Source organism: Planctomonas sp. JC2975 (assembly GCF_012985205.1).
Taxonomy (GTDB): Bacteria; Actinomycetota; Actinomycetes; order Actinomycetales; family Microbacteriaceae; genus Humibacter.
Window position 1 is genome coordinate 1 of sequence record NZ_JABEKS010000006.1, and the last position, 15,702, is coordinate 15,702.

17 protein-coding genes and 1 pseudogene are annotated in these 15,702 nt (G+C 64.1%); 7 read left to right on the plus strand and 11 right to left on the minus strand.

Annotation, left to right across the window (positions count from 1 at the left end):
* Nucleotides 1–310: 310 nt before the first annotated feature.
* Together HII28_RS19675 and HII28_RS19680 are read right to left on the minus strand one after the other, a co-directional pair.
* Nucleotides 311–943, minus strand: coding sequence for a DNA starvation/stationary phase protection protein (locus HII28_RS19675; protein ID WP_170027641.1), 633 nt, complete (start codon nucleotides 941–943; stop codon nucleotides 311–313).
* A 24-nt stretch (nucleotides 944–967) separates the two neighbouring features.
* The gene (locus HII28_RS19680; RefSeq protein WP_170027664.1) at nucleotides 968–1,864 is read right to left on the minus strand and encodes an SDR family oxidoreductase; all 897 of its coding nucleotides are present in this window, start codon (nucleotides 1,862–1,864) and stop codon (nucleotides 968–970) included.
* 166 nt (nucleotides 1,865–2,030) lie between these two features.
* Between HII28_RS19680 and HII28_RS19685 the strand changes: the two genes are divergently transcribed.
* From HII28_RS19685 to HII28_RS19700, 4 genes are all read left to right on the plus strand, one after another.
* Nucleotides 2,031–3,101: a hypothetical protein gene (locus HII28_RS19685; RefSeq protein ID WP_170027643.1), complete on the plus strand. Its 1,071-nt coding sequence runs from the start codon at nucleotides 2,031–2,033 to the stop codon at nucleotides 3,099–3,101.
* Nucleotides 3,102–3,115: 14 nt separating this feature from the next.
* Nucleotides 3,116–4,360, plus strand: coding sequence for a PIG-L family deacetylase (locus tag HII28_RS19690; protein WP_346769429.1), 1,245 nt, complete (start codon nucleotides 3,116–3,118; stop codon nucleotides 4,358–4,360).
* A complete protein-coding gene (locus HII28_RS19695; RefSeq protein ID WP_170027647.1) occupies nucleotides 4,357–5,031 on the plus strand; it encodes a glycosyltransferase in 675 nt (224 codons plus the stop codon). The genes HII28_RS19690 and HII28_RS19695 overlap by 4 nt, the downstream gene beginning before the upstream one ends.
* A 300-nt stretch (nucleotides 5,032–5,331) precedes the next feature.
* Complete coding sequence (locus HII28_RS19700) at nucleotides 5,332–5,697, plus strand: ATP-dependent DNA ligase (RefSeq protein ID WP_205865119.1); 366 nt, start codon at nucleotides 5,332–5,334, stop codon at nucleotides 5,695–5,697.
* A gap of 153 nt (nucleotides 5,698–5,850) precedes the next feature.
* On the opposite strand, the gene HII28_RS19705 is transcribed toward HII28_RS19700, so the two are convergent.
* The 9 genes and pseudogenes from HII28_RS19705 to HII28_RS19735 all read right to left on the minus strand — a co-directional run bounded on the left by HII28_RS19705 (nucleotide 5,851) and on the right by HII28_RS19735 (nucleotide 12,755).
* On the minus strand, nucleotides 5,851–6,180 hold the full coding sequence (locus tag HII28_RS19705; protein WP_170027649.1) for a hypothetical protein: 330 nt from the start codon (nucleotides 6,178–6,180) through the stop codon (nucleotides 5,851–5,853).
* Nucleotides 6,177–7,193 carry an SDR family oxidoreductase gene (locus tag HII28_RS19710; protein WP_205865120.1) on the minus strand — a complete coding sequence of 339 codons (1,017 nt, stop codon included), beginning with the start codon at nucleotides 7,191–7,193 and terminating at the stop codon, nucleotides 6,177–6,179. The genes HII28_RS19705 and HII28_RS19710 overlap by 4 nt, the downstream gene beginning before the upstream one ends.
* Nucleotides 7,194–7,395: 202 nt before the next feature.
* Nucleotides 7,396–7,830, minus strand: coding sequence for a PPC domain-containing DNA-binding protein (locus tag HII28_RS19715; protein WP_170027652.1), 435 nt, complete (start codon nucleotides 7,828–7,830; stop codon nucleotides 7,396–7,398).
* Nucleotides 7,830–8,453 (minus strand): (Fe-S)-binding protein, encoded by a 624-nt coding sequence (locus tag HII28_RS19965; RefSeq protein WP_205865121.1) that lies wholly within the window; start codon nucleotides 8,451–8,453, stop codon nucleotides 7,830–7,832. The genes HII28_RS19715 and HII28_RS19965 overlap by 1 nt, the downstream gene beginning before the upstream one ends.
* 57 nt (nucleotides 8,454–8,510) lie before the next feature.
* Complete coding sequence (locus tag HII28_RS20565; RefSeq protein WP_277348526.1) at nucleotides 8,511–9,698, minus strand: FAD-linked oxidase C-terminal domain-containing protein; 1,188 nt, start codon at nucleotides 9,696–9,698, stop codon at nucleotides 8,511–8,513.
* 41 nt (nucleotides 9,699–9,739) lie between these two features.
* A pseudogene (locus HII28_RS19975) lies at nucleotides 9,740–10,972 on the minus strand (FAD-binding oxidoreductase); the annotation flags it as partial.
* Nucleotides 10,973–11,015: 43 nt separating this feature from the next.
* Entirely contained in the window at nucleotides 11,016–11,414 is a 399-nt protein-coding gene (locus HII28_RS19725) for a hypothetical protein (RefSeq protein WP_170027654.1), read from the minus strand.
* A 336-nt stretch (nucleotides 11,415–11,750) separates the two neighbouring features.
* Nucleotides 11,751–12,098, minus strand: coding sequence for a hypothetical protein (locus HII28_RS19730; RefSeq protein ID WP_170027656.1), 348 nt, complete (start codon nucleotides 12,096–12,098; stop codon nucleotides 11,751–11,753).
* 264 nt (nucleotides 12,099–12,362) lie between these two features.
* The gene (locus HII28_RS19735) at nucleotides 12,363–12,755 is read right to left on the minus strand and encodes a hypothetical protein (RefSeq protein WP_205865123.1); all 393 of its coding nucleotides are present in this window, start codon (nucleotides 12,753–12,755) and stop codon (nucleotides 12,363–12,365) included.
* 898 nt (nucleotides 12,756–13,653) lie between these two features.
* Here HII28_RS19735 and HII28_RS19740 point away from each other — a divergent pair.
* The 3 genes from HII28_RS19740 to HII28_RS19750 all read left to right on the plus strand — a co-directional run.
* Nucleotides 13,654–14,028, plus strand: a complete 375-nt coding sequence (locus tag HII28_RS19740; protein ID WP_170027658.1) for a hypothetical protein — start codon at nucleotides 13,654–13,656, stop codon at nucleotides 14,026–14,028.
* 675 nt (nucleotides 14,029–14,703) lie between these two features.
* Nucleotides 14,704–15,078, plus strand: a complete 375-nt coding sequence (locus tag HII28_RS19745) for a DUF3846 domain-containing protein (protein WP_170027660.1) — start codon at nucleotides 14,704–14,706, stop codon at nucleotides 15,076–15,078.
* 91 nt (nucleotides 15,079–15,169) lie between these two features.
* On the plus strand, nucleotides 15,170–15,702 hold a 533-nt coding region (locus tag HII28_RS19750; RefSeq protein WP_170027662.1), incomplete at its 3' end, for a ParB N-terminal domain-containing protein.

Consider the following 15,702-nt stretch of genomic DNA (forward strand, 5'->3'; position numbering starts at 1 on the left):
CTGTCAAGCGCACTGCGCATACCGGGTCGCCGACAACCTTCCGGGACTGGGCCGAACGTGAACTCAAGCCGCTCGTTGTCAGCTGAACTGGGTCCAGCGCCCACTCTCGCCCGCAAGCGCTCAGGTCCTCGGACCCCCGTCCTTCCCACAGTCGGGAGCGCGGTCCGTAGGCGGATCCTGCTGCGGGCGGCAGCCGGCCGCGAGTCCGTCATCGCCCAACGCGAGGCACGGTTGCGGATGGGCTTCCGTTCGCACTCTTGATCGATCGAGGAGGCACGGCCAATCGGCCGGAGTGCGTAGGTCGCCTCGCTTAGCGTTTTGCCGATGTGGTTGCGTTTGTCGACGGGGCACGGTTTTCGGCGCCTACCATCCAGGCGTATTGCTCGAGTGTGGCGATGACTTCGTGCAGCAGGTCGGCCGTCGTGGGGTCTTCCTCGTCGACTTGGTCGTGCACGTCGCGCATGGTTGCCACTGTGGTCTCCAAGCGCTCCACAATGAGGTTGACCGTCTCGGAGGTGGCGACCTCCCCGTTGGGGTATTGCGGAAGCGATGTGGTGCTGGAGACCGTACTGCTGCGACCGTCGGGGACGGCGTGCAGGGCACGAAGCCGTTCGGCGATCACGTCGCTGAACTCGCGTGCGGATTCGACGATCTCGTCGAGTTGCAGATGTAGGTCCCGAAAGTTCGTGCCCACAACGTTCCAGTGCGCTTGCTTTCCTTGCAGGTGTAATTCGATCAGGTCGACGTGGACTTGTTGCAGGTTGCGGACGAGTTCGGCGGACGCGACGAATCCGCTTTCGGCATGCTCGCGCTGGGTTGCTTCGGCGCCCTGCCTTGTTGCGGCGGAACTTGGTGCGGTGGTCGATGCATTCGAGCCGCTGCGTTTGGTCGGGCTGCTCGGTTTCCTTGTGCTGGTGCGGGACTTCGCTGTGCTTTCGGGCATGGTGTTCTTCTCCTTGTCAGGTGGTCAGGGGGTGGGCATGCCACCGGTGACGGCGAGCGTCGCCCCAACGACGTAACTGGACTCCGGTGATGCGAGGAAGACGAAAGCCGGGGCGAGTTCGGCCGGCTGACCGGCCCGTCCCAATGCGGTCTGGGACCCGAAGTCAGGGATCTTCTCCGGCGGCTGCCCTGCGCTTGGCTGAAGTGGCGTCCAGATTGGACCTGGGGCGACGGCGTTGACCCGGATGCCCTTCGGCGCAAGTTGCTGAGCGAGAGCCTTGGTGAAGGCGTTGATTGCTGCCTTGGTTGTGGCGTAGTCGACGAGAACCTCGCCGGGGAGATAGGCCTGCACCGAGGTCGTGTTGATGATGGTCGCGCCCGGGCCGAGGTGTGGAAGGACAGCCTTCGTGAGCCAGAACATCGCGTACACATTTGTCTTCATCGTCTGGTCGAACTGATCATCCGGTAGATCCGCAAGGTTCGGACAGAAGATCTGCTTGCCTGCGTTGTTCACCAGGATGTCGATCCCACCGAGTCCATCCAGCGCTTTGCTGACGAGGTCATCGATGAAGGATCGTTCGCCCAGATCTCCGGGAATCGTCACCGCCTTACGGCCGGCGGAACGAATCTGGTCGGCGATCGCGGCGGCATCCGCTTCCTCCTGCGGAAGGTAGACGATGGCAACGTCGGCTCCCTCCCGTGCGAAAGCTATCGCCGCGGCCGCACCGATCCCGGAATCACCACCGGTGACCAGAGCTTTGCGGCCCGCCAGCCGCGCTGAACCCCTGTAACTGCCCTCACCGTGGTCGGCTGGCGGATCGAGTTCGCTATCGCGTCCCGGCTCGGAAACGAGCTCCTCCGGCGGATGAATATGCGGGTAACGGTCCACCGGGTTATCGAATGAATACTGACTCTCAGGCATAGAGACAGGCAAGTACGCGTCGCGCGGTGCGGCCAGGGGTTCCATGCGTCCCCCTCCGCGCGTACAGTCACCCGCCGTACGGCAACCCACAGGTAGCCAGACACAGATTCGGCGGCCCTTGGCAAGGGGTTGATCGCCCGGTGCGCTTGCCCGCACGCTGACCGGCATGAACAGAGGCCCTCAGTATGCGGCCACCGCCGCACCGGTAGGACAACCGGAGAAGGCGTCATTCGGCGATGCCCTTGGCCCGTATATTCGGGAGGCCGACACGTGTGGTGGTCATGTCGACCCTCTGCTCGAGGTGCTCGGCGCCATCCCGCCAGCCGATGTCGCACCTATCCCAGGTTCGGGAGCGACGGAGGAACGCTTCCGCCTGTTATCCGAAGTAGCGCGCGCCGACGTCACGGCTGCACGAGTGCTCGAGCCGCACGCCGACGCGGTGGCCATCATGGTGGAATCCGGCGCCATGCCGCCGGAACGTGGCACAACCTGGGGCGTGTTCGCGGCCGAAGCTCCAGGACAGTCTCTGGATGCCATTCTCATTGACGATCAGTGGATCCTGAACGGCAGTAAGGCATGGTGCTCACTCGGCACGAAGCTGACACACGCCCTGGTGACCGCGTCAAGCGGTTCGAACCGACGCATGTTCGCCGTTGACCTCCGTGATGCCGGCATCGAGGCCGAACCCTCGCCGTGGATCGCTCGCGGACTTGCTGAGGTGGCAAGTGGGCCGCTCATGTTCCGGGCCGTGCCCGCCACGCCGATCGGGGATGAGGGATGGTATTTGGAGCGACCGGGGTTCCGGTGGGGTGCGATCGGCGTCGCAGCGTGCTGGTGGGGCGGATGCCTTCCCCTGGCCGTTGCAGTCGCCGATCGCTCGCGTTCTCGTGCGGACGATGCTTTCGCCGCTGCCGCAGCAGGAGGGGTGTACCGCGACCTCGAGGCATGCCGGACGGTCCTGCGCGCCGCAGCAGCAGCCATCGATCGCCCGTCCGAGATCACTTCCCGGCACGAGGACTTCGCACTCCTGGCTCACTCGGTCCGGGGAACCGTGGCCGACACTGCCGTCACGGTCCTCAGCGCCGTCAGGGAGGTTCTCGGCCCGGTAGCCCTGGCCTTCGATGAGGCTCTCGCGCGTCGCTGCGCTGACTTGGAGCTTTACGTGTCGCAGTACCACTGGAGCCGAGATGACGCGTCTCTTGCACGTCACCTGCCCGCGGACGTAATCCGATGGTGACGTTCGATCCGTTGGTGGCAGCCACCAGGAGCGAAGATTGGGAACAGGCGATTAGCGCGCACCGGCTCGAACGGTTGACCGCGGCTTGGCTCGAACGGTTCGACACGGTCGTCGTGCTTGCCGCTCACCCCGACGACGAAACACTCGGTGCAGGAGGACTAATCGCGTCCTGCGTCGAGCACGACATCCCCGTCCGCGTCGTGGTGGCAACGGCATCCGAACCTGAGCGTCTCGATGAACTGCAGACAGCGCTCCATCGACTCGGCATCCACGACCGACCGAGCCACCTCGGCTTGATGGATGGCGCGCTGAAGAACACGGCGGAAGAACTGCGCAACGCGCTCGAGACGACGCTAACAACGCTCGATACTCGGCACGTTCTCGTCGTAGCACCATGGCCAGGGGATCGCCACGGAGATCATCGAACGCTAGGTCGTGAAGCGGCCGCCCTCTGCCGCGAACACGGCCACACACTGCGTTTCTATCCCATCTGGCTGTGGCAATGGGGACGACCAGAGGACATGCCGTGGTCACAGGCATCCGAGATCGAGCTCGCCACGACAACGCGTCAGCGAAAACGCGAAGCGCTGGAAGCATTCGCCAGCCAGCTACATTCCGAATCGAATCCACACGGCGTACTCACGAGCACTTTCCTCGCACGCGCCGCCTCTGGAGCGGAGCTCCTCATCGAGCCGAACACGGCTCCCGACGGAGACCGTTTCCAAACACTCCACCTGCGGAACCCCGACCCCTGGTCGGTGCGCACCCTGTGGTACGAACGACGCAAACGGAACCTGATGCTCGCCGCGCTCCCTCGCGAACACTACGAACACGCCTTCGAACTCGGATGCTCCAACGGGGAGACCACTGCGGCGCTGGCACATCGGTGCACCGACGTGTTGGCCGTCGACGCAGCGCCGGCCGCGGTCTCTCTCGCCACCGCACGCACCGCATCGATGACCAATGTCACCGTGCAACAAATGCACCTGCCCACTGCGTGGCCCGCCAGCCGATTCGACCTCATCGTGATCTCAGAGGTCGCCTACTACCTGACGGCCGATCAATGGGAATCAGCGATCGGGCAAACGCTGCAATCGCTTCAACGTGGCGGGATCGTGGTCCTCTGCCACTGGACAGGCGACGCGGATGACTTTGCACAGTCCGGCAGGGCCGTCCACGATCGCTTCGCCCAACGCTCCGGACTACGCCGGCTCGTCGAGCACGCGGAGGAGGACTTCCTGCTCGAGGTGTACGGATGAACGTGGACCACATCGTCATTTCCGTTCCCGCCAGGAATGAGGAAGACACACTCAGCACGTGCTTGGAATCGATCCGCACCTCGCGGTCACTGATCGAAATCCCAACCACACTGGTCGTCGTGCTCGACGCCTGCACCGACGCAACAGCAGCGATCGCCCACACCTTCGACGACGTCAGGATCCTTGAAAGAACACACCGGAATGTGGGACGGGCCCGTCACGACGCGATCGCGTACGGGCTACACACCGCCGCCGCCCCACTTGAACGCACGTGGATCGCTTTCACCGACGCCGACACCACCGTCCCGGCCGAATGGTTGCCCACTCACCTCGCGGCCGCCCAGGAAGCCGACGCCTATGTCGGAGCAGTCATCCCACGCCTGTCCGACCTCGATGACCGCCGAAGGAGCGCTTGGCACACAACCCACCCGCCAGGAGCGACGATCGGGCACGTCCACGGCGCCAACCTCGGCGTACGCGCCAGCGCCTACCTTGCAGTCGGCGGAATCGACCACGCCACCGTGGGAGAAGACGTCGATCTCATCGAAAAGCTCCGCAAGGCGGGACACCGCATCATCGCCAACGAAACTCACCCCGTTGTCACCTCAGCGCGACTCATCGGCCGCGCCCACGGCGGATACGCCGACTACCTCCGCAACCTCCTCACATAGAGCATCCGGACAATTGGATCGGAGTGCTTCGTCACCGTCAAGATCGGCCTGCGCTTCGGAGCACTTCCGAAGTGGCCCGCCGTCATCGGATTCGTGCTTGGTGTGTTGCTCGTCATCACTGGCGCGTTTGCGGGCCCACTCGACTTCCTCTTTCCAGCCTGGCTCGCATTGGTAAGCATCACGCTGCTCTTCAACCGTCGGGACAGATCCGCCCGGCGTTGACAGCTGAGCGTTGGTCTTGCGATTCGTTGAGATGTGTGCCTCTCCTTAAGGTGTGTGCTTCGAGGAAAGAGCCGGGCAATGGGCACGCTGATTTATGGTCCGCAGGAGATCGAGTTCGAGGACCGGCTGCTGATCCATCTCGAGATCGTGATCGTGAACAAGTTCCGGCGCCGAGAGTCGTTCCTGATGTCGTGGTTGGATGACCTCTCGGTCGGCAGCGGGCGTAGTTCGTTGTGGATGTCCGCGGAAAGGCCGGTGCTTTTCAAATACACGGGTTCCCATATCCCGGAGATCAGCCGAGACTGGGTTCGTACGCTGGAGGACGAGGCCAACGCTTCCAGCGGCCTGATCGTGCTCGACGAGGCCGGGGAGCCGGTACACGCACGGCGGACGGCGGGTTCCCGGGTGGATCGGGATGCTCACCGATCCACACCCGTCGCCTGAAGCGATCCGCACGACCTCTAATCCGCCCAGGCGCACGCGGTCGTGTAGATCAGTTGGTGATCCGCTACGGACGCAATCGGCCGGCGACGCACTGCGTCGCTCAGGTGGACCAACCCGGTACGGTGGCGGATACGTCCTCGGGTGCTTCCGCGTTTAGTCGTGCGTATGGAAGTGGTACTCGCACACGGCGAAGAGGAAGGCGATGGCGGTGGTGGTGAGCGCCGCGCGTCGGTGCTTGGGGTCCAAGGTCGCCAACAGCAGCATGCTGACACCGTGTAGGAGGTCGACATCGGCACCGAGCACATGGATGCCCGATCCCGCCCTAGAGGTGAACACTGCCTGGATCAGGTGCCTCGCGCCGAGCACGCGGGCGACCACGATTTCCTTCACGTCAGGCTTACGCCACAGAAGCAGCTGCCCGACCAGAGAGGGCATGACCAGTTCGACGGCGCCGAAGGCTGCGCGCACCGTCTCGAGCCTCATTTCGCGGCCTTGCGCAGCAGCGTGACGCCGACACCGATCGCGGTGAACGCGAGCGCGCCGAGCGCGGCGACCGTGCCGTGATGGTGGGACGCCCACATCTGCATGCTGCGGGACGACGAACGGCCGTCGAAGATCCCGTGTGTACCGAAGTCCTTCTCCGAGTCGGCCGGTTCCCACAGGTTCACCGGCTGGTCCGGGTCGTGCCGTTGCGGCGTCTGCTGCGACTTGTATCCGGTCTTGGCGAGATAGCGGTCGCCGAGGCCTGCGGCGAACTTGTTCCCGATCAGGGTGATCGCCGTGCTTCCGCCCACCCAGTATTCCCGTCGCCGCGGATGCTCGGCCGCGAACACGACGGCACGTGCGGCGACCTCCGGCTGGTAGATCGGCGGCACCGGCTGGGCCTGATGGGGAAGCCGAGAAAGCACCCACGAGAACTGCGGCGTGTTCACCGCCGGCATCAGCACCATCGTGTTGCGAATGTTGCTGTGCTCATGCAGCAGCTCGCAGCGCAACGACTCGTTGAACCCCTGGATGGCGTGCTTCGCACCGCAGTACGCACTCTGCAGCGGGATGCCGCGGTAGGCGAGCGCGGACCCCACCTGCACAATCGTCCCCCGGTCGCGTTCACGCATATGCTTCAGCGCTGCCATCGTCCCGTACACGAAACCGAGATAGGCAACATCCGTGACCCGCTTGTACTCGTCCGCGGCAATCTCGTGGAACGGAGCGAAAACAGACGTGAAGGCGTCGTTCACCCACACGTCAATCGGTCCCAGCTCCCGTTCGACTCGATCGGCAGCTGCGTGCACGGCGTCCGAATCAGAGACGTCGACGTCGACGGTGACTGCGCGCCCCCCGACCGACTCGACTTCGCGGGCGGCTCCAGCAAGCCCTGCTTCTCCTCGCGCGACCAGTACGACGGTGTCTCCGCGACGGCCGAACTCGATGGCGGATGCGCGGCCGATCCCGCCGCTGGCTCCGGTGATGACGACGATGCGTGATGAAAGGGTCATGGACATCGTCTACTCCGGTCGAGCATCCGCTCCCACGGGTTGACGTCGCGGCTGCTGACCCTTCGTGCAGGGGGATCCGTCTAGGTCGGATGTTACGTGGCCCCGTCCCCCAGCCCATCGGTCAAAACGGGGCCCACGACCGTGCTCGCAGGGATGACCGCCATGGGCAGGTGGTGCGGTGAGGGTGGTGGCGCGTCTTCGTTCAATTGATCTTGATGAGTGGAAGGCCTGATTCAGGATCTACGTGTTTGCGCAGTCGTTCTGCTGTCTCGGTGAGCATGACCTCGCACGTCGGCCGTACGAGGGCGTGACGGAGGTGGCCGCCGAGAGCGTTCCCGTTTGATCTTGCGATGATGGCGTGGGCGTGGATCTCTGGTTTGCCGGCGTTGTCGGCGACGTCGCCGACCAGCGACACCAGCTCTACTTGTTCATCGAGTTCGACCGAGACGCGGTACTTCTTCGATTCCCAGTCGAACCATGCGAGACGCACGGCCGATAGCGCCCCGATCGCGGTGAAACTCGCGCCGTCGATCTGTTCCTGCCTGACGAACTCGTTGAGCCCGTCGAACAGCTCGTCGCCCGTCTGGAAGATCACCGCGAACCGCTGTGGATTCTCTCCTACCTGCGTGTACTGCATCAGGATTTCCTTCCGCGCGTTGTGGACAGTGCTTGGTGCTGCGTTTCCGGTGACACCGTGTCTCGTCTGGTTCTTCTCGGCCGAAAACCTCCTGGGGATGCGGATGCCAGGACCTCAGCGAGATGCAAGGCTCGTGGTCCGGCTCCCAGTTGGTCTGCTTGGGTTCGGCAGCTGAATCCGTCGGCAATCATCCGCGTTCCGTCCGACGCATTCCGAAGCGCTGGCAGCATGGCGTGGTCGGCAACTGCGATGGAGACCGGAAGGTGTCCGCGTTCGAAGCCGAAGTTGCCCGCGAGGCCGCAGCATCCCTCGAGCTCCTCGAAAGCGATGCCGGCGTCGTGCAGAATGCTTCGCTCGGCGTCGAACCCCAGTACCGCATGCTGGTGACAATGTTCTTGCACGATGGCGCGGCCTCCCACATGCGGAGGTTTCCAGCCGGGTGTCTGCGTTAGCAGCTCCGCCAGGGTAACGGCTCGTTCCTTCAACAACTGCACGTTGTGGTCGTTGGGTAGTAGTTCCGGGCCGTCCGAGCGGAACACCGCAAGGCAGCTCGGTTCTAGGACGACAAGCGACTCGCCGGCTGTCAGCTCGGCGGCCAGGTGAGCGGCGGTCGATGCGAGCATGGCGGTCGCTGTTGTCAGCTGGCCGGTCGAGATGAGGGTGAGTCCGCAACAGGAGCGTCAGCGAGGGACGCGCACGCGGTAGCCGGCATCTTCAAGCACGACGACCGCTGCATCGAGCACGGAGGGTTGCAGATTGTCGCCGAACGTATCGGCAAAGAGCACCACCGGCGGATGCACCGAGTGAGGGAAGCCGGAGGACGCTGAGCCGGCGACCGATGTGACGGAGTGCGACGTGGCACTTTCTCGCCTCGTTCGGACTCGTATCTTGTCGGTGAAGCGGCGGCGTGCGAAGCGCGGTGCCGGGCGCCCTGGCTCCAGCCCGGCCACACGCTTGACCAGTGCGCCGAGCAGGGGCGCATGGGAAGCGGCATTGATCAAGGGTGGGGCAAGGTGGGCGGCGCGGAACCAGAGCGTCAGCCGTCCCATCGTGTAGTGCCCGGCGGGACGAAGCCGGCCGGAGTAGTAGTGCGAGAGGAATTCGGCCTTGTAGGTCGCCATGTCGACATCGACGGGACAGTCGCTCTTGCAGCCCTTGCACGAGAAGCAGAGATCGAGCGCGTCCTTCACCTCCGGTGAACGCCACCCTTGCGAGACCGGGGTTTCTTCGTCGGTGCGATACGTGCCCTCGATCATTTCGAATAGGAGCCTCGCCCGTCCTCGGGTCGAGTGCTCTTCGTCGCCTGTTGCGCGATACGAAGGGCACATAACTCCTCCCGCATGTCCGCGGCAGTCGCCGACGCCGACGCAGCGGAGGGCTGCGTCGGCGAATCGGCCATCGTCGTGCGGGTAGGAGAAGTGCAGTTCTACGGTTTCGCGTGGCGCGTACCCTTTGCCCAGTCGCAGGCCTTCGGTCCGGGGCAGCGGGTCGATCATCTTGCCGGGATTCATACGGCCGCGCGGATCGAACAGGCTCTTCAGCCGCCGGAACGCTTCGATCACCTGGTCTCCGTAAAGCGCCGGCAGCAGGTCCGCGCGCGCCTGTCCGTCGCCGTGCTCACCGGAGAACGATCCGCCGAAGCGCATGACGAGCTCGGCGGCATCGTGGGTGAAGCGGCGGAACTCGTCGACACCGGCGTCTCCCCGGTCAAAGGGGAAGGGGATGCGCATGTGCAAGCATCCGTGCCCGAATTGTCCGTAGCGTGCGACGGGTTCGTACCCGTACGCGTCGAGCAGGCCTCGCAGCTCGCGCAGGTAGTCGCCGAACCGCCCGGGAGGTACGGCGGAGTCCTCCCATCCGGCCCACATATCGGGAAGGCGGGCACGTTTGTTGCGGCGCCGAGACCCGCCTCACGCACGCGTCGGATGCCGTCTTGTTGCCCTTCATCGCGGAACCGGCGTACGTCCGGTCGGATCGCGCGCGCCGACATCGCCTCGACCATTGCCTCGGCAGCGGCCTCCGCCTCGTCCTGACTGTCGCCGGGGATCTCGACGATCAGAAGGCCATCACCGTCGGGAAGCAGGTCGAGGGCGTCGAGGTTTTTGCCCTTGGTGCGTTGGAAGTGAACGAGGGTGCCGTCGAGGCCCTCGACGCCGATTGGTCCGAAGCGGGCGGCAATGGGTGCCGCGTCCGCTGCATCCTCGATGGTCGGATATCCGAGTACGGCGAACGCGCGCGCCTTCGGCACCTCGACGAGGTCCAACTCGGCGCGCAGCACTGTGGCCAGCGTCGATTCCGAGCCGACGAGCATTGCGGGAACGTCGAACCCGTTCTCGGGGAGCAAGGCATCAAGGTTGAAGCCGGAGACCCGTCGGGGTATCCGAGGGAACCGGCGCCGCACCTCGTCCCCGTACTCCTGGATCAGGTCATGCAGTCCAGCGTAGAGCCGACCCTTGGCTCCGCCGGAAGCGATCGTCTGGTCCACGTCGTCGTCACGTCGCACCCACATTGTGTCGCCGTCGTAGGTCAGGATCTCCAGGCCACGCACGTTGTCGGCAGTCTTGCCGTATTTCTGGGCCGAGGACCCGCACGAGTTGTTGCCGATCATGCCGCCCAGCGTGCAGTGCGAGTGAGTTGCCGGCTTCGGATCGAACATGAGGGCGACGGCGGACAGTTGGTCATTGAGGTCGTCGAGAACGATTCCCGGCTCTACCAGGGCGGTACGGGCGCGCCGGCTCACCTCGATCAGACCGTTGCAGTGCTTCGACCAGTCGATGACGACACCCTCGTTGCACGCTTGCCCGGCAAGGCTGGTGCCCCGGCCACGACTGAGAACGGGTACGTCGAAGTCGGAACACGTTCGCACGACAGTGGCCACGGCTTCCACGGTTCGAGGTAGCACGACCCCGATGGGCACATGCCGGTAGTTGGAGGAGTCGGTGGAGTACGCGGCGCGGGCCGCGTCGTCGAAGCGGATCTCGGCATCCGTTTTATCGAGTGTGATCAGGAGGCCGCCAATATCAAGCCCACCGTTCGTGATCCCCATGTTCGCCTTTCCTCGACGTCCAGATGCGCACCAACGGAATCCGGTTCCGATGGGTCCAGCGAAGCGCCGCCTTCGCTGGACTTGCAGGCGTTGCATGGCGCCCCAGCTATGGCGTCAAGCCGAATGACGTCACCCCTCCTCACCGACCGTCTGGACGGTCGCGGACGTTGCCACGGTCGTCGATCCGCCGCCCATCGTGATCGGTGCGTACGTCGGGGTCGACCGCATCCGCCTTGCCGAGCTTCGCGTTCACTGAGGCGCGGGCCTCGTCCGCCTCGGAAGCGCGCGCTTCTGCATCGCGCCGTTGTCTCTCTGCGTCGACCTCGGCCTGCTGCGCGTCGGCGGCGGCTTGGGACGCATCCGCCTCACGCTGCCGCGCGGCAAAGCCCTCGTCTCTGGCATCCGCGCGCAACTCGTTCGCGCGATGCCGGTCATGCTCCTGCTTGCGTCGTCTGCCAGCGGTCAACGCGATCACGATGATCGCGACGATCACCACGACGACGATGACGATCAGGACAATCCATCCAGTTGTGTTCATGCTCGAACACGCTAGGCGGATCGTGCGTTTCGGGCAGGGGTTGACTACCAGCGGGACAGGCTGCAGCGACACAATCCGAACGCGATGAGCGGATAGCACCTTTGCCGATGAGGCAAGTTCGCTTTGGCAATTGCTGACGGCAGATTCTGTTCTCGGCTTCTGAGGGTGGGGATCATCGCGCGGGCACTACACAGATCGTCGCTGTGGGGTCGGTGAGGTCTGGGGCGACCCCACAGCGACGGGTCGGTGGTGTTAGGCCGATCGCAGGTGTGCGCGGCTGAATCGTCGGTGGCCGATATCAGGTCCGGGGTCAACGTTCGAACCAATGGCTGGCAGCTATTTGTTGTCGATCAAGTCGAGGAGTTGCTTGGCGGCCCTGGCGATATCGTCGTGGTCGTTTTGCGCTGCACGCGATTCGAGGGAGATGAGTGCGCACCTGTGGACCTTTTCGAAGTCGCCGTAGGGGAAGCTGTAGCGTCCTTTGGTTTTCTCCGATGCATGCGAGTCGACTCCCAGATGCCATTCGGCGTAGTCGCCCCAGCTGTGCTGATCGATGAAGTGGTTTTGCTGATCGGTGCTGGGGGCGTCTTCACTCCAGTCGTCGCGGTCGTCGCGGACGACCTTGCCTGAGCGGATCAACTCCCGCGCATGACCGAGTGCACGGTCATTGAGGGTGGCACTCATGAACTCCTCCCTTCGTTCGAACAGCCGAACCATTCGCCGCGCCAGTTCGCTGACGGGGTGGATCCATTGCCTGTTCTTTCAGACCAGGTCCAGCTGTCATGTTCGTCAGACTGCGGATTCGGGGAGCGGCCGACAACCCCTTGCTTATCGTCGTTGAATCTGAGCGGAGGGTGATCTGCTCAGAGCTGTGAAGCGATCGCCTCAGGAGTTGGCGACTGTACCTCTTGGCCGGGTGTTGTGAAACCCCTTGGGGCGCCACGGAAGTTACGGGCGTGCCGCTGGAAGTTGTGCCGTGACTTCGTTCAAGGCAGCCTGGATGCGTTCCTGTACCCCCCGATCTCCGGGAGCGCCGGCGGCTATTCCTTCTGCGGCGCTTTCCGGAATGATGACCATGCCGCGAGGCCCATGGGACGAGCGTGCCAACGCCTCTAGCCAACGGGTGTTCAACTCGATCGACTCATTTTCAAACACAAACTGCAGGGGAGTGGCGGTACTGATCCAGAGGCTTACCCGTCCACCGCCGTCAACGGCAGCTACGGTCCAGCTGAGGAGAAAGCCCTCCTTACGGCGAAGCTTGTTGGTGATCGCGGCGCGCAGATGCGCCACGGTTCGGTCGTCGAAGGGGTACCGCTCCGAGCGATAGACGAGAGCGCCCATCGCGACCGCCTTCCAGAAAGGGAGGACATGGGAATTGCCCGTTCAGGCTAAGCCTGTCGGGGTGGAAGTGTCACGGCTGAATCGGACGTGCAAGGTTCCCGGGGCGTTTCGCATCCCTATGTCTTCACGCTCCTGACGTGCCTGATCTGCACAGTGTAATTCGGTGCTGTGTCGAATCCGCGGGTGGCGGCATCGCTGCTGCTTGCCCATCAATCGCGCAGATGTGGTGCGGCGTTGGGATCTTTGGACTATTACCTCGCCTGACGGATGCTGGTCAACGCCTGGCGAGAGCTTCGCTGGTGAAGGAACGTGGTCTCACGAAAAAGGAGCCCGCTTTAGCGCAGAGCATCGGCTGGCCGCAGGGGGCCTTGTGGGTGGTGGGAACATCCTTGTGCGTTGTCCAGGAAGGCCGGGCGGGCGTCCGGTCGTTGTCTGGACGCCGTCCCTGGGGGCCGACGACTAACGACCCGGTCATCGAAAGGGGTCATGATGACGGACCGACTCGACGAAGTACTGACGGGGATGGAGTATCCGGCAACTCGCGAGGACCTGATCCTCGAGGCGACAAGACGGGGCTGGGAGGCGCAAGCGCGATGCTGAAAAATCTTCCCGCCCGCTCTTTCGACGGGGTAGCGGACGTGCTCAAAACCATAAGCACGGGTGGCCAAGGTAGAAACGGTGTCGAAAGCACCGATTAGAGGCGCGGAGGCCCCTGCGGCGTGCCGTCACCGGTTCAGTCGGCGAAGCCTCATGTAGGTGACCAGGGCACCAATCGCGAACGCGAATGCCGCACCCGCGACGCGAACACTCACGTGCTTTGTTGCGCCCGAAATCGGTGCAGGTATGCGTTGCTACCAGCGCCGACCGTCTTCCCGAGATCACCGCTTTCGCGCAATGGATGAGAGCCTGGGCTGACCGCAAGGGCGACTGGAACACCAACTTGCTCGTGCTGGGCGACTTCAACATCGATCGCTTGGGCAATCCGCTCTACGAGGCTTTTGTTTCCACGGGGCTGTGGCCCCCAGCCGAGCTCAGCGGCATACCGCGCACGATCTTCGACAACGACAAGACGAAACACTTCTACGACCAAATCGCATGGTTCATGGACGTCGAAGCCGCCCAGCCGAAGTCCCTGCTCACCGGACTGACCTACACCGGACACGCAGGCTCATTCGACTACATACCGCACGTCTTTCCCGGCCTGACGAAAGTCGACGTCTCCTGGCGCATCTCCGACCACTACCCGTTGTGGGTGGAATTCGCCACAACTTAAGCCGTCAACCGAGGGCGGCAGGTCCAGACAATTGCCGCGTCGACCGAGCCGGGCACGCTCGCTGTGGACTCGCTGGTCCGCGCCGAGGATGCTGGCCAAATGCGTAACCTCGGCGAGCATCTGTACAGGCTGATGGAGACGTTCCCTGGCGAACACGACACCAGGTTCCTTCGGTGCATTGTCTGCGGGTTTACCTGGGAAGGGCCCGTCGAGGACGTTATTGAGCCGGCGTGTTTCGACCTTGACCTTTCGTCCTGAGGTCGGCCAGTCTCGGTCGATGTCACGACCAAAACTGTGCCTCGCATTGACCGCAACGCTGCGAGCATGAGTGCCGGGCCGATAGTGCGAAGGTCCGCAGACGCGCAAACGTCTGTCAGACGTTATGGGTCTGTGAGAGACCAATCGGTCGGCCGCTAAGCGGCCGCAGTGGTCTGCACCCTTTCGGGTGCGTTCTTTCGCCGTGAAGCCTGCGGCATTCTGCGCTCGTCGTCCTGCGCGCAAGCGGCCTGCGGCCGCCAGCTCCTCCGAGATTTTCCGGCCGCGGTCGCCTGGCGGCTCCCTTATTTCGGCCGGAAATTCTCTCCTCCGCTGCCCTTCGGGTTGCACTCCGTCCTCCTCCCTGCGAAAGGCACTTCGTGCCTTCACGGCAAAAGAACGAGTTGGAAGGAGAGACACATGTTGAACGGGATGCTGGTCAACACGGAGGGCGCGATGCGCTCGGTGCAGGTCGACGACAGGAACGCGGTGACCCTGAGGTGGTCGAGGCAGGCAGCGCTGGGGTGCGACTACCTGAATGTGGTGCGGATGTCGGACGGGATCGACTGCTGGGTTGATGACGAGGGTCTGTACAGGGGGGAGTTCAACCCGGTCCTGACGGTGATGACGGACCGGACCCGGTACACCTCGCCGTTGCTGGGCTCCGGGCTGTTCCTCGGCCGGATCGCCGCGACGGGGGCGATGGCGTCGCTGACCGGCGAGCAGATCGCGACCATCTGGCAGTGGTGGCTGGCGGCGAGCCGCGAAGTCACGAACGCCCCGGTCGCCGTCTGACCCCACCAAGAAAGGGGTCGGGACCGAAGCACCGGTAATGCCTCGGTCCCGACCTGATCACAGAAGTTTACTGAGAAGGGAAACGCTCAACATGAGCAGCAAGAAGAACACCACCGAGGCGGACGGCCCAGCGGCGACGGTGGATGTCAGCGCGATCGCGGTCGAGCTGATCGACCCGGCCGTCGCGGTCTTGGACGCCAACGTCCGCACGGTCGTGGATGTGCCGTTGGAGTTCATCGACTCGATCCGCGCGGACGGGGTGCGGGAGCCGGTGAAGGCCCGCCGTGGCGAGGACGGCACCGTGTACATCTACGACGGGCAGCGCCGCCTCCAGGCGGCCCGGGAAGCCGGGCTGGCAGCGATCCCGGCCGTGTTCGGGCTGGCCGAGCAGGGCGGCACCGTGGCGGCACGGATCACCGATCAGTTGCGCACCTTCGCCCGGGACGAGCTGACAACCCTGGACCGGGTTGCCGCGGTGCAGCAGTTGAGCCTGGAAGGCGCCAGCGTGACCCGGATCGCACGCAGCACCGGCACGTCGAAGAAGCGAGTGGCCGACATCCTCACGGTGGCGGGGTCTGCGACGGCGACGCAGGCCGCGACCGAGTACGGGCAGCAGTTGACTCT

Coding starts and splice junctions, on each gene's coding strand:
- HII28_RS19675 (WP_170027641.1), bottom strand. CDS start 943: ATGCCCGAAAGCACAGCGAAGTCCCGCACCAGCACAAGGAAACCGAGC.
- HII28_RS19680 (WP_170027664.1), bottom strand. CDS start 1,864: ATGCCTGAGAGTCAGTATTCATTCGATAACCCGGTGGACCGTTACCCG.
- HII28_RS19685 (WP_170027643.1), top strand. CDS start 2,031: ATGAACAGAGGCCCTCAGTATGCGGCCACCGCCGCACCGGTAGGACAA.
- HII28_RS19695 (WP_170027647.1), top strand. CDS start 4,357: ATGAACGTGGACCACATCGTCATTTCCGTTCCCGCCAGGAATGAGGAA.
- HII28_RS19700 (WP_205865119.1), top strand. CDS start 5,332: ATGGGCACGCTGATTTATGGTCCGCAGGAGATCGAGTTCGAGGACCGG.
- HII28_RS19705 (WP_170027649.1), bottom strand. CDS start 6,180: ATGAGGCTCGAGACGGTGCGCGCAGCCTTCGGCGCCGTCGAACTGGTC.
- HII28_RS19710 (WP_205865120.1), bottom strand. CDS start 7,193: ATGACCCTTTCATCACGCATCGTCGTCATCACCGGAGCCAGCGGCGGG.
- HII28_RS19715 (WP_170027652.1), bottom strand. CDS start 7,830: ATGCAGTACACGCAGGTAGGAGAGAATCCACAGCGGTTCGCGGTGATC.
- HII28_RS19965 (WP_205865121.1), bottom strand. CDS start 8,453: ATGCTCGCATCGACCGCCGCTCACCTGGCCGCCGAGCTGACAGCCGGC.
- HII28_RS20565 (WP_277348526.1), bottom strand. CDS start 9,698: ATGTGGGCCGGATGGGAGGACTCCGCCGTACCTCCCGGGCGGTTCGGC.
- HII28_RS19725 (WP_170027654.1), bottom strand. CDS start 11,414: ATGAACACAACTGGATGGATTGTCCTGATCGTCATCGTCGTCGTGGTG.
- HII28_RS19730 (WP_170027656.1), bottom strand. CDS start 12,098: ATGAGTGCCACCCTCAATGACCGTGCACTCGGTCATGCGCGGGAGTTG.
- HII28_RS19735 (WP_205865123.1), bottom strand. CDS start 12,755: ATGGGCGCTCTCGTCTATCGCTCGGAGCGGTACCCCTTCGACGACCGA.
- HII28_RS19740 (WP_170027658.1), top strand. CDS start 13,654: ATGAGAGCCTGGGCTGACCGCAAGGGCGACTGGAACACCAACTTGCTC.
- HII28_RS19745 (WP_170027660.1), top strand. CDS start 14,704: ATGTTGAACGGGATGCTGGTCAACACGGAGGGCGCGATGCGCTCGGTG.